Consider the following 12,707-nt stretch of genomic DNA (forward strand, 5'->3'; position numbering starts at 1 on the left):
TCATGACGTCTTGGTCATGAGGTCGACTGCGGCGCGTAGTCGAACCAGTCGAAGTGGACGGTGCCGGCCGCGGCGTACATGCCGATCACCCGGCCGGTGAAGCCGCCGGCCACCTCGGTGGACAGGTAGCGCCCGTCGAGCGAGGCGAGCGCGGTGAAGGTGCCGTCCGGCTGCTCGAAGCCGAGGACGACCAGGTCGGGAGCGGTCCGCGCGTCCTCCGGCGGGTGCGGGCCGGTCTCGACACCGAGGACCACCGGACCGGCCGGCACCGGGGCGGACGCCACTTCGGTGCGCAGCGGGCCGATCCGGGCGAACACCGTCACCCGGCCGTCGCCGGCCTCGATCTCGTAGTGATGCCGCTCGTCCAGCCGGACGACGAGGCCGCCGCGCCCGCCGGCGGGGTCGATCAGGGTGCGCGCCGAGCACTCCACGTGCTGCTGGCGGCGGCCGACGAAGACCAGGTCGGGCTCGTCGGGGGAGGCGCCGGCGGCGTGCAGGGTGAGCCAGCCGGAGCGCTCCTTGGTGGTGACCAGCCGCTCCGGGCGCTCGCGCAGCGAGATCCACCGGGGGTGCAGTTCGGCCTGCTCGAAGTCGTCCCGGACCGGCTCGGCGGGCACGGGGTGCAGCGGCCAGGCCGGCGCGGGCAGTTCCAGGGAGAGCGGGCCGACCACCGGCCAGTCGTCGACCCACTCGACCGGGGCGAGGAAGGTCTCCCGCCCCATCACGTGCCAGCCGGGGGTGCCGCCGCCCGGCCGGACGCCGAGCAGCACCATCCACCAGGAGCCGTCGGCGGCCTGCACGAGGTCCGCGTGGCCGGTGTTCTGGATCGGGTGGTCGGTGCTGCGGTGGGTGAGGACCGGGTTGTCCGGGCACGGCTCGAACGGGCCGGTGGGCGTGCGGCCTCGGGCGATCGACACGCCGTGCCCGCGCTCGGTGCCGCCCTCGGCGATCAGCAGGTACCAGTACTCGCCGATCCGGTACAGGTGCGGCGCCTCGGGGGCCTTGCCGCCGACGCCGGACCAGGTCCGCTCCGGCTCGCCGAGGGTCTCGCCGGTGTTCGGGTCGAGACGGACCTGCGCGATGCCCGCGACGGTGCACCACAGGGTGCCGTCCTCGTCCCAGGCGAGGTCGGGGTCGATGCCGGGCACCCCGGGCAGCGGGACCGGGTCGGACCAGGGGCCGGCCGGGTCGGTGGCGGTGAAGAGCATGTTGCCGCCGCCGCCGATGATGGTGACGATCAGCCAGAAGCGGCCGTCGTGGTGGCGCAGGGTCGGGGCGTAGATCCCGGCGGAGGAGGGCACGTCGGGGTCCAGGTGCAGCTGGCTCGGCCGGTCCAGGGCGTTGCCGATCTGGGTCCAGTTCACCAGGTCGCGGCTGTGGAAGACCGGGATGCCGGGGAAGTACTCGAAGCTGGAGCAGGCGAGGTAGTAGTCGTCGCCCACGCGGCAGACGCTGGGGTCGGGGTGGAAGCCGGGGATCACCGGGTTGGTGATGGTGGCACCGGGCTGGGGCTGGTCTGACACGTGGTCGGTTCCTTTCGGCGGTTCGTTGTGCGGGGGTGGTGCCCCGGGCCGACGGTGCGGGCCCGGGGCACCACCGGTCGGTCCGGGCTACCCGATCGCGCAGGCCGCGCCGTTGACCCAGAAGGCGGACGGATTGGCGTTACTGCCGGACCAGGTGGCCTTGAAGCCCCAGGAGGCGCTTCCGCCTTGGGGGATCGAGGCGTTGTAGGAGACGTTCCCGGCGTTGACGCTGGGGCCGCTCTGCGTCACCGTGGCGTCCCAGCTGCTGGTGATCGCGGTGTCGCCGGGGAAGTTGAAACCGAGCGCCCAGCCGTTCACCTGGCCGAGGGAGTTGTTGACGACGGTGATGCTGCCGACCATGCCGCCGGGCCACTGGTTCTTGTTGTAGACGACCCGGCAGGGCGCGCTGGTCGGGTGCATCTCGACGACCGTGATGCCGTAGGCGGGCACGGTCTGGGTGGTCGGGCTGCCGCTCTGCGCGGTGCCGATCGAGTGGCCGTTCTTCAGGTACGAGTAGACCGTCGGGGTGGCGGAGGAGGCGGTGAACCCGGTGTAGGAGAGGTTCACCGTGGCGTCGTTGCGCGGGTCCTTGTTGATCAGCATCACGGCCACGTCGCCGTTGGCGCGGCGGACGGCGTGCGCGGTGAGCAGCGAGTTCGAGCTGGCGGCCTTGACCAGGGTGTCACCGGGCTTCCCCAGCTTGCCGACCATCGCGGTGCCGTAGTAGGCGGGGAAGGGGGTGTTGGCGGGCGGCTCGCAGCTGGCTCCGCTGGAGACGATCCCGTAGTCGTTGTACTCGGTGGCGCCCTCGACCTGGGTCAGGTTGGTGCAGTCGACGCCGTTGTGGAGGGCCCACCAGTCGACGTTGAACGCGCCGTTCTCCATCCAGGTGAGGAACGTGTCCGGCGCGAACAGCCCGTTCGGCGAGGTGTCCCGGTAGGTGGTGGTGTTGGCCTCGGTCACCGCGATGCCGACGTTGGGGGCGTTGGTCCCGGCGTACTGGTTGATCAGCGAGCGCAGGGCGCCGGCGATCTGCGGGATCTCGGTCTGCGGCCTGGTGAGCAGGTCGGCCTGGCTGGTGCCGGCGGGGTAGGTGTGTACGATCGTGAAGTCGATCTTCGAGCCGGCGATCGACATGACCGTGTGGTTCCAGTCCATGGTGTCGCCCGGGCCGACGATGCCGTCCGGCCAGCTGCCGGGGGTGGTGAGCACGGCGCCGATCTTGACGGTCGGGTCGACCGCCTTCATCGCGTCGATGTACTGCACCAGGTTGGTCGCGTAGGTCGTGGCGGTCTTGCTGCTGTGGGTGTCGTACTCCCAGCCGTTGCCGTTGCTGTACAGCCCGTTGCCGTAGACCTCGTTGCCGACCTCCCAGTACTTGATGCCGAAGCCCTTGGTGAGGTTGGCGTACCGGACCCAGTCGGCGGCCTCCTGGGGGGTGCCGGAGCCGTAGTTCACGGTGATGATCGGCTGGGTGCCGGCGGCGCGCATGGTGCCCATGAAGGCGTCGAAGCCGGTGTTCGGGGCGACGTACGCACCGCCTTCGGCGGTGCCGGTCTTCCAGTGGTAGTGGTCGGAGTGGCTGCCGCCGGGGTAGCGGACGGCACCCATGCCGGCGTCGCGGAGCAGGCCGGGGGTGGCGGAGTCGTTCATCGCGGCGTCGAAGACCGCGGTGTTGATGCCGACGCCGGTGGCGGGGATGGTGGCGAGCTGCAGGGCGGCGTCGACCGACACCGACGCGGAGTTCGCGATGGTGGCGCTCGGCGCGGCGGCGGCGGTCGGCGCGACCGCGGCGATGGCGCCGGAGACCGCGAGCGCGAACGCCGCGGCGACCGCGATGGCGCGATCATGACAGGGGCGGATTGACCTTTTCATGCGTCCCTCCAGGGTGGGTGGGGGTGCGCGGTGTTCCGTGGGGTGCGAACTCCCGCGCTCTGGACGGCGGACCCGACGCGGCTTTGTGATGTCGGGACCGGACGCGAAACATGCTCCGTTCGGGGTCTGCGGGCGGAGCGCGCGCGCTCCTCGGGGGAATCGTCAACTCCCCTCCGGCGCCGTGCAGGTGAGGCGGAGCAGGACGGCGGACGGTGCGGTCGGCAGGGTCAGGGTGAGCGTGGCGCCGTCCGGGCGCCAGACGGTGCCGGCCTGGCTGGAGGCCGGGTAGAGCACCTCGGCGCGGACCTCGGCGCCGAGCAGGTGGGGCAGGTGGAGCTCCGTGACGGCCTCGGCTCCGGGGCGGCGCCAGACGGTGAGGTAGGTGGTGGCCGGTGTGCGCAGGGCCAGGGCGATCCACGGGTCGTCCCAGGCGGGGAGCCCGAGCGGCCAGGCGGGCACGGCGTGCGGCAGGTCCGCGCGGACGGCCTTGTACACGGACACCGCCTCGTGGACCAGGTCGCGTGCCTCGGGCCCGAGTTCGGTGAGCCGGCCGGAGAGGTGGACGCGGCCGAGGAGGGCGCCGGCCATGGTGAAGGCGACCTCGTCGAGGGTGTCCCCGGGCTGCGGGTACGCCCAGACGGCGCCCTGTTCGGGGGTGACGGCGGTGGGGGCCGCCGCCGCGATGGGCGGGTAGAGCAGCAGGTCCTGCTGGTCGCTGGTGGACTGCAACTGGAGCCGGGAGAGCAGGGCGTGGTCCATCCGCATGCCGCCGGAGGCGCAGTTCTCGATCACCAGGTCCGGGTACCGGTCCAGGATGCCGTCCAGCCAGTCGAGTTGGGCCCGGTTGTGGCCCAGCAGCCCGGCCGCCGGGGCCTCGCCGGGGTGGGCGCTGGTGCCGGCACCCGGGTCGGTGTTGTGGTCGAGCTTGAGGTAGCCGACCCCCCACTCGCCGACCAGGCGGTCCACCACGCCGTCCAGGTGGGCGCGGGCGGCGGGGTGGCGCAGGTCCAGGTGGTGGCGGCCGCCGCCCTCCTCGACGCGTCGCCCCTCGCGGCGGAAGAACGCCTCCTCCGGCAGGGACTTGGCCACCGGGCTGGAGACCCCGACCGCCTCCGGCTCCAGCCACAGGCCGGGGACCATCCCCCGCTCCCGGATCCGGTCCAGGACCTCGTGGATCCCGTCCGGCCCGGGGAACCGGGAGGTCGACGGCTCCCAGGCGCCGACGGTCTCCCACCAGTTCTCGTTCTCGTCGGCGTACCAGCCGGCGTCGATGACGAAGTACTCCGCGCCGGCCTCGGCGGCGGCGTCGACCAGCGGCAGCAGCTTCGCGGTGGTGGGGTCCCCCATCAGGCAGTTCATGTAGTCGTTGAAGACGACCGGCAGCCGGCAGAGGTCGGCGTGCGGCCGCCGGGTGGCCCGGCGGTACCGGGTGAGGGCGGCGAAGGCGCCGTCGGGGCCGCCCTCCGCGCTGTACGCCAGGGACACCGGCACGGTGCGGAACTCGGCGCCGGGCGCCAAGGGGTGGCGCCACCCGTGATCGGCGTCCTCGGGCCCGTACAGCGCCGCGTACGCCGTCTCGTCGCGCACCCCGCACTCCCAGCGCCAGCCACCGCCGTTGTGCTCGATCTGCCACAGCCAGGTCCGGCCGGACCCACGGTCCGTCAGGCCGCCCATCGGCAGGTGTCCGCAACTGGACCAGACGCCCTGTCCGGCCACGACGTGGGAGCTGCGGCCGGCCCGGTAGTGGTAGCGGCCGCCGCGGTCGGGCGAGGACGTCCGCAACGGCCGGCGCTGCCAGCGGCATTCGGCGAACCAGTCGTTCTCCGCCCACAGCAGCTCGGCGTCGTCCAGCGCCGCCGGGCCGCCCCCGGTGAGGCAGCCCGCCACGAGTGAGCCGACCGACTCCAGGTGCAGCGTCGCCGGTCCCTCGTTGCGCAGCACCACCTCGCTGCGCAGCACCGGCAGACCGTCCGGGGAGCGGAGGAGCAGCTCGGCGGTCAGGCCGGTCTCCGGGTCGTGGAGTTCGACGGTGAGCTCGTGCCAGTCGCCGTCCCGGGTCGAGCGGTGGGAGCGGTGGCGCAGTCGCGCGCCGAGCGTGGTGTCGATGAGGTGCCGCCCCGACCAGTGGCGGCCGAGGCCGGCGGTCGTCACCTCCACCAGCGGCAGCGCGGCGGCCGGGCGCGGGTCGCCGAGGCCCTCGCCCGGCGCGCCGAGGCGGACCAGGCGGGGGGTGCGGTGCTCGCCCAGTGCGATCTCCAGCTCCAGGCCGTGGTGGCCCCAGTGGATCTTCTCGTGCGGGTCGGCCATGGCGGCCCTCCTCGGTGGGGCGGGGGAGATCGGGGGAGTACTTCGGAACGCGCTCAGAACACGGTCAGAACGCGCTCAGAACGCGCGCAGGACCGCGCAGCCGCCGGCCGGCAGCTGCTCCAGCAGGCCGTCCGTGATCAGGTCGTGGGCCGGCTGCGGCAACGGCACGGCCTCGGAGCCGTGGTTGATCAGCACGTGCCAGCTCCGGCCGTCCTGCCCGTGACGGGTGACGGTCTCGACACCGCCCGGCAGGCCCGGCAGGCCCGGGGCGACCCCGGCCTCCGCGAGCAGGCGGCCGACCAGCGCGGTGTAGCCGGCGTCGTCGATCCGGGTGGAGAGGTACCAGCCCCGGCCGGAGCCGAACCCGTGGCGGGTGACCGCCGGGCTGCCGGCCAGCATGCCGTGGGTGTAGGCGGCGAGCGCCTCGGCGCCCTCGGTGCGCAGGGACTCGCTCCAGGAGCCGGCCGTCGAGCCGTCGGAGAGCGCGAGCTCCTCGCCCTGCCGCAGCGGTCGGTGCTCCTCGACCCGGATGCCCAGCGCCTCGCGCAGCGGGGCGGCCGGGTAGCCGCCGAGCCGGGCGTGCAGGCGCTCGTCGACGAGGCCGCTGAAGTACTGGACGAGCAGGGTGCCGCCGCCCTCGACGTAGCGGCGCAGGTTCTCCGCGCCCGCGTCGGTGAGCAGGAACAGCGCCGGGGCGATGACGACCTTGTAGCGGCTCAGGTCGTGCTCGGGGTGGGCGAAGTCGACCGTCGTGCCGGCGTCCCACAGGGCCCGGTGGGCGCGCTGCACCGCGGGGAGGTAGTCGAGCTCGGACGAGGGGAGTCCGTCGACCTTCATCGCCCACCAGGCGTCGGAGTCGTGCAGCACGGCGACCTCGGCCCGGACGGTGGAGCCGGCGAGCTCGCCGAGCCGGGCGACGGCCTCGCCGGTCGCCGTGACCTCGCGGAAGGTGCGGCTGTCCGGCCCGGCGTGCGGGACCATCGACGAGTGCCACTGCTCGGCGCCGGCCTTGGACTGGCGCCACTGGAAGAACAGCGCGCCCTCCGAGCCGCGGGCGATGTGGCTGAGCGAGTGGCGCAGGATGTCGCCCGGTTCCTTGGCCAGGACGCGGCCGCCGGCGTAGACGGTGTTGGTGCCCGACTCCATCAGCAGCCAGGGGGCGCCGCCGGCGAAGGAGCGGGCCCGGTCGGCGTCGAAGGCGGCGTGGGCGGCGGCGCCGATGCCGGGTGTGGTCGGGTAGTGGTTGACCGTGACCACGTCGACCTCGCGGGCGAAGGCCCACAGGTCCAGGTTCTGGTAGCCGGGCAGCATCAGGTTGGTGGTCACCGGGCGGTCGCTGTGCGCGCGGATCGCGTCGCGCTGCTCGCGGTAGGCGGCGAGGGTCTCGTCGGACCAGAAGCGGCTGTAGTCCAGGGCCTGGCCGGGGTTGCGGTGCCACTGGCTCTTGCGGGGCGGCAGGATCTGCTCCCACGAGGTGTAGCGCTGGCTCCAGAAGGCCGTCTCCCAGGCCGCGTTGAGGGCGTCCAGGGAGCCGTGGCGGTTGCGCAGCCAGACCCGGAAGGCGGCGGCGGCGTGGTCGCAGTGGCAGAGCGAGACGTACTCGTTGTGCACGTGCCACAGGGCGAGCGCCGGGTGGTCGCCGTAGCGTTCGGCGAGGGCGGCGGCGATCCGGCGGGCGGCCAGGCGGTAGGCGGGGGCGACGACGCAGTAGGTGTCCCGGCTGCCGTGGACCAGGCGGACCCTGTCGGGGCCGACCGGCAGGGCGTCCGGGTGGGCCAGGGTGAACCAGGGCGGCGGGGAGGCGGTGGGGGTGGCCAGGTCGACGGCGACGCCGGCCGCGTGCAGCCGGTCCATGTGGGCGTCGAGCCAGCCGAAGTCGTAGCGGCCCTCCTCGGGCTCCATCAGGGCCCAGGAGAAGACGCCGACGGTGGCCAGGTTGACGTGCGCCCGGCGCATCAGCTCGTCGTCCTGCTTCCACACCTCCGCGTCCCACTGCTCGGGGTTGTAGTCCCCGCCGAAGGCGAGGCCGCCGAGGCGGTCGGTGAGCCGGCCGATGTCCATCTCTGAACCGTCTTTCGGGTAGTGGTGTCAAATGCGCTGCGGAGCCGGGGCGGTGCTCTCGCGGACCACCAGCTCCGGCGGCATCAGCAGCAGTTGGTCCGCCGGGCGGTCGCCCGCGGTGGTCGCGGCGATCCTCGCCATGACCTGGTCGACGGCGACCTGTCCGAGGTCCTTCTTCGGGCTGGTCACGGAGGTCAGCCGGGGCGAGTGCTGCTCCGCCAGGGGGTCGGGGCAGATGGCGACGACGGAGGCGTCCTCCGGCACGGTCCGCCCGCTGGCGCGCAGCAGGCTCAGCAGCGGGCCGATCGCGGTCTCGTTCTGCACGACGAACCCGGTGGTGTCCGGGCGGTCGGCGAGGATGCGGGCCAGGGTGCCCGCGGTGCTCTCGTAGGTGCCCTCGCACGGCCGGTGGAGGACGCGCAGTCCCCGCCGCTCGGCGCGGGCGCGGAAGCCGTTCAGGGTGCGCTCGGCGTAGCCGGCGTGGCGCCGGTAGACGCCGCTGCTGTAGCCGATGAAGGCGATGTCGCGGTGGCCGAGGTCGGCCAGGTGGTCGGCGCACAGGGCGCCCGCGCTGGCGAAGTCGTGGTCGACGCAGGAGAGGCCGGCCGGGTCGTCGGGCAGGCCGATGAGCGCGGCCGGTATCCCCTCGGCGCGCAGGACCGGGACGCGCTCGTCGTCCAGCCGGACGTCCATCAGGATGACGCCGTCGGCGAGTCCGGTGGCGGCGACCCGGCGGACCCCTTCGGGCCCTTCGTCGTTGGTGAGCAGCAGGACGTCGTAGCCGTGTTCGCGGGCCGCCACGGTGACGGCGATGGCGATCTCCATCATGGTGGGCACGTGCACCTCGGTGTGGAGGGGCACGACCAGGGCGATGATGTGCGAGCGCTTGCCGGCCAGGGCCCGGGCGCCCGCGTTGGGGTGGTAGCCGAGGTCCGAGATGGCCCGCTCGATGCGGATCCTGGTCTCGTCGGAGATCGGGCGCTTGCCGCTGAGGGCGTAGCTGACCGTGCTGGACGAGACGCCGGCGTGCCTGGCCACATCGGCGAGTGTCACCATCGCTCTGCTTCCTTCGTGTCGGTTCCGGTCGGGAGCGGCCCGGCCGCGCGGCGGGGAGGCCGCACGCGCGGGGCCGCTCCCGGTCTGGGGTGCCCGGTCCGGCTCAGCCCTTGATCGCACCGGTGAGGACACCGGCACGCAGGTGCTTCTGGACGAACGGGTACACGATGACCAGTGGTACCAGGGTGAGGACCACGACCGCCATTTGCAGGGACAGCGGGGCGGTCTGCGCGTGGGTGCTCCCGAAGCCGGCGTTGACCGAGCCGGGCAGGCCGATGCCGCGGTTGACGTAGGTGAGCAGCACGTACTGGAGCGGCCACTTCTCACTGTCCGTCGGCATGTAGAGCATGACGTTGAAGAAGGAGTTCCAGTAGCCCACCCCGTAGAACAGCGCGGTGACGGCGGTGACGGCCCGGGAGGTCGGCAGGACGACGGACCACAGGATCCGCCACTCCCCGGCGCCGTCCATCCGGGCGGCGTCGATGAGTTCGGAGGAGGTGTCCTGGTAGAAGGCGCGCAGTACCAGGATGTTGAAGACCGAGACCGCGCTCGGCAGGATCAGCGACCACCACTGGCCGTAGCCGCCCAGCTCGGTGACCACCAGGAAGCTGGGGATCAGGCCGCCGCTGACGAACATCGTGACGATCAGCAGCATCAGGATGAAGCGGTGTCCGAACGACCGGGACCGGGAGAGGCCGTAGGCGCAGAGGACGGAGATGATCATGGAGACCACGGTGCCGACCACGGTGACCCCGAGGCTCACCATCAGGGCGCGGACGACCGTCGAGTCGCTGAGCATCTGGCGGTACGTCTCGGTGGTCAGCCCGTCCGGCCAGATCACCAGGCCGCCGGCCCGGTTGACGGCCCCGGGGGTGGAGAAGCTGGTCAGCACGATGATCCAGAGCGGGACCAGGATGACGGCCAGCGTCCCGCCGAGCGTGAGGCCCTTCGCGGTCTGGCCGAGCTTGGTCGGCGGCTCGTCCCAGGGTGGACGGGCGGAGCGTGCTCGGCGTCGGGCGGCCGCTGCCGCCCCGCGGCGCTTCTCGCCCCGCGAACCCATGGTGAGTGCGTTGGTCATTTGCGATACAGCCCGTCCTCGCCGAAGGCGTGCGCCAGCTTGTTGGCACCCCAGATGAGCAGGAGGGAGACCACGCTCTTGAAGAGCCCGGCCGCCGCACCGTAGCTGTAGCCGCCGGTGGCGATGCCGTAGTAGAAGGAGAAGGTGTCCAGCACGTCGGCGGCCTCGTGGCCGACGGCGTTGCGTTGGATCAGGAACTGCTCGAACCCGACGGACAGGGCGTTGCCGAGCCGCAGGACCAGCATCAGCACGATCACCCCGCGCAGGCCCGGCAGCGTGATGTGCCACATCCGCCGCATCCGCCCGGCGCCGTCCGCGGCCGCGGCCTCGTACAGCTCGCTGTTGATCGCGCTCAGCGCCGCGAGGAAGACGATGATCCCCCAGCCGGCCTCCTTCCAGATGCCCTGGGAGGTGACCAGCAGCGCGAAGGTGTCCGGGTTGGTCATGATGTCCCAGGTGCTGATGTCGTGCTGGCGCAGGAACTGGTTGAGCACGCCGGCGCCGCCGAGCATCTGCTGGAAGATCGTGATGGCCAGCACCCAGGAGAAGAAGTGCGGCAGGTAGACCACGGACTGGAAGAAGTTGCGGATCCGCTCGCTGATCACCGAGTTGAGCAGCAGGGCCAGCGCGATCGGGATCGGGAAGAAGAGGATCAGCTGGACGAAGCTGAGGTACAGGGTGTTCTTCAGCGAGTCCCAGAAGGCCGGGTCGCCGAACAGCTGCTGGAACTGGTCGAAGCCGACCCATTCGCTCTGCCAGACCCCGACCAGCGGGTCGTACTCCTGGAAGGCGGTGACGATGCCGAACAGCGGCGCGTAGTTGAACACCAGGAGCAGGACGACCGCGGGGACCGTCATCAGCAGGAGGGACTTGTCGCGCCGCAGCCTCACCCGCCAGTTGAGCTCGGCCGGCTTGGCGGGTTTGGCCGGTTTGACGGGCTTGGCGGGGCGCTCCTGCTGCGCCGTGCTCACTGGCCCGTGCCGTACTTGTTGAGGACGTTCTCGGTCATCCACGCCTTGAGCCGCTCCCCGGGGCCGGACCGCCAGCTGGAGATGACGTCCTGGACCTCGGAGACCTTCTTCTTGCCGCGGTAGCACTCCTTGACGGTGTCGGAGACGCTCTGTGCCGCCTCGGCCGCGGCGATGGACGGCGGCATGCTGTAGTTCATGCCCCAGAAGATCGGCTTGGTGAGGTACTTGACGTTGGCGCCCTGCCAGGCCGCGTAGTCCTGGGTGACCTGGTCGCCGCCGGGGTTGCTGATCACCGCGGAGGGGGCGGTCAGGAACGGGAAGGTCTGCGCCTGGACGTCCTTCTTGCCCTCCTCGGTGAAGGTCGGCACCCCGTTCTCCCGGTTGTGGTGGACGCCCTCGACACCGAAGTTGATCAGGGTGTACTCGGCGGTGCCGTAGGGGGCCGCGAGGTAGTTCGCGACCGAGAGGAGCTCCTCGATCTGCTCGGGCTTCAGGTTGGCGTTGAGGTAGCTGATGATGCCGGTGGAGGCGCCCATGTAGATGGCGGGCGTGCCCTTGCCGTCGTGGGTGATGGTGTTGAAGGCGCCGCGCCGGTAGTTCGGGTCCGCGGCGATGCCGGACTGGTGGTCGGCCAGGTTCCAGGCGCCCGTTCCGCCGCCCGAGATGAGCGACTTGCCGCTGAAGAAGCGGGTGCCGCCCTTCTCGTCGCCCGCCAGCGCGTCGGGGTGCACGTAGCCGGCGCCGGCCAGGCGGTTGTGCCAGTCGAGGGCCTCCAGGAACTCCTGGGTCTCGAAGAGGTGGACCAGCTTGCCGCTGCCGTCGACCTTCCACTTCAGCGGACCGCCCCAGGCCGTGTAGAGGTAGGTCCACACGTCCTCGAAGGCCCACACGCCGCGCTTGGCGTCGGTCAGCTCCTTGCCGAGGTTCATCAGGTCGTCGGCGGACTTGACCTGGTCGGCCGTGATGCCCCGGGCTTCGAGGATGTCCCGGCGGTAGAAGGTGCAGCCGGAGATGGCGAAGTTGGTGGAGAAGGAGGGGATCCCGTAGAGCTTGTCGCCCCAGGCCCCGACCTGCCAGGCACCGGTGGGGAGGGCGGCCAGGTTCGGGTACTTCTTGATCTTGTCGCCGGACAGGTACGGGGTGAGGTCCGCGAGCTGGGTGCCGGTCAGGCCGCCGAGGTTGAAGTTGGGGTTCCACCAGGTCGGCAGGGTGATCCAGTCCGGCAGCTTCTTGGCGGCGGTCATCGTCGGGACGATGGTGTTGTAGTTGTTCCCGTCGGCCGGCTTGATGGTCAGCTCGACCCCGAGGGCCTTGTTCATCGCCTGGTAGAAGGAGTTGTCGACCGGCGGGTTGGTGCCCCACAGCGGCGTGACCGCGGTGTAGCTGCCGCCCTTGCCCGGTATGCCGGAGACGCTGGTGGGCGGGGAGGTCGGGTAGGAGAGGTAGGCGGGGTCGGTCGCGGCACCGGGGCCGCCCTGGACGGGGGCTATGTCCGGCTTGACCGCGTTGGCGTTCGGCACGTAGGCCGGCAGGGCCGCCTTGAGGCCCTCCGTGGAGTTCAGAGCGGCCTTCTTGGTCGAGCCGCCGCCGCAGGCGGACAGGATGGGAGCCATGGCGGCTGCGCCCGCGACCGTGGCGGCGGTGCTCAGGAAGCTCCTGCGGTTCAACCCGGATCTCATGGTGGGTGGCCTCTCCGTTGAAGCGTCGAAGCGTCGAAGCGCTTGGATGTTTCGGCGAGACTAACCACGCGTTTCCTGTTGGGCAAGAGGATGAACAAATGCAAAATCGTTTGTGTCCTGGGGTGTTGACACGGCCACAGGAGCGTGTCAGCGTCGA

At 71.6% G+C, this 12,707-nt stretch carries 8 protein-coding genes; all 8 read right to left on the reverse strand.

What is annotated here, in order from left to right:
* Positions 1 to 14 precede the first annotated feature (14 nt).
* Positions 15 to 1,523, reverse strand: coding sequence for a glycoside hydrolase family 43 protein (locus tag ACFP3U_RS01665; RefSeq protein ID WP_380223246.1), 1,509 nt, complete (start codon positions 1,521 to 1,523; stop codon positions 15 to 17).
* Between the two features lie 87 nt (positions 1,524 to 1,610).
* Positions 1,611 to 3,398 (reverse strand): cellulose binding domain-containing protein, encoded by a 1,788-nt coding sequence (locus ACFP3U_RS01670; protein WP_380223247.1) that lies wholly within the window; start codon positions 3,396 to 3,398, stop codon positions 1,611 to 1,613.
* A gap of 162 nt (positions 3,399 to 3,560) precedes the next feature.
* On the reverse strand, positions 3,561 to 5,705 hold the full coding sequence (locus ACFP3U_RS01675; RefSeq protein ID WP_380223248.1) for an alpha-galactosidase: 2,145 nt from the start codon (positions 5,703 to 5,705) through the stop codon (positions 3,561 to 3,563).
* Between the two features lie 75 nt (positions 5,706 to 5,780).
* Entirely contained in the window at positions 5,781 to 7,766 is a 1,986-nt protein-coding gene (locus ACFP3U_RS01680) for a beta-galactosidase (protein ID WP_380223249.1), read from the reverse strand.
* A 27-nt stretch (positions 7,767 to 7,793) separates the two neighbouring features.
* On the reverse strand, positions 7,794 to 8,822 hold the full coding sequence (locus ACFP3U_RS01685) for a LacI family DNA-binding transcriptional regulator (protein WP_380223250.1): 1,029 nt from the start codon (positions 8,820 to 8,822) through the stop codon (positions 7,794 to 7,796).
* A 103-nt stretch (positions 8,823 to 8,925) separates the two neighbouring features.
* On the reverse strand, positions 8,926 to 9,900 hold the full coding sequence (locus ACFP3U_RS01690) for a carbohydrate ABC transporter permease (RefSeq protein ID WP_380223251.1): 975 nt from the start codon (positions 9,898 to 9,900) through the stop codon (positions 8,926 to 8,928).
* On the reverse strand, positions 9,897 to 10,871 hold the full coding sequence (locus tag ACFP3U_RS01695) for an ABC transporter permease (protein WP_380223252.1): 975 nt from the start codon (positions 10,869 to 10,871) through the stop codon (positions 9,897 to 9,899). The genes ACFP3U_RS01690 and ACFP3U_RS01695 overlap by 4 nt, the downstream gene beginning before the upstream one ends.
* A complete protein-coding gene (locus ACFP3U_RS01700; RefSeq protein ID WP_380223253.1) occupies positions 10,868 to 12,538 on the reverse strand; it encodes an ABC transporter substrate-binding protein in 1,671 nt (556 codons plus the stop codon). Before ACFP3U_RS01700 ends, ACFP3U_RS01695 begins: the two co-directional genes overlap by 4 nt.
* Positions 12,539 to 12,707: the final 169 nt, after the last annotated feature.

The sequence above is a fragment of the Kitasatospora misakiensis genome (genome assembly GCF_042656005.1).
Classification (GTDB): Bacteria; Actinomycetota; Actinomycetes; order Streptomycetales; family Streptomycetaceae; genus Kitasatospora; species Kitasatospora misakiensis.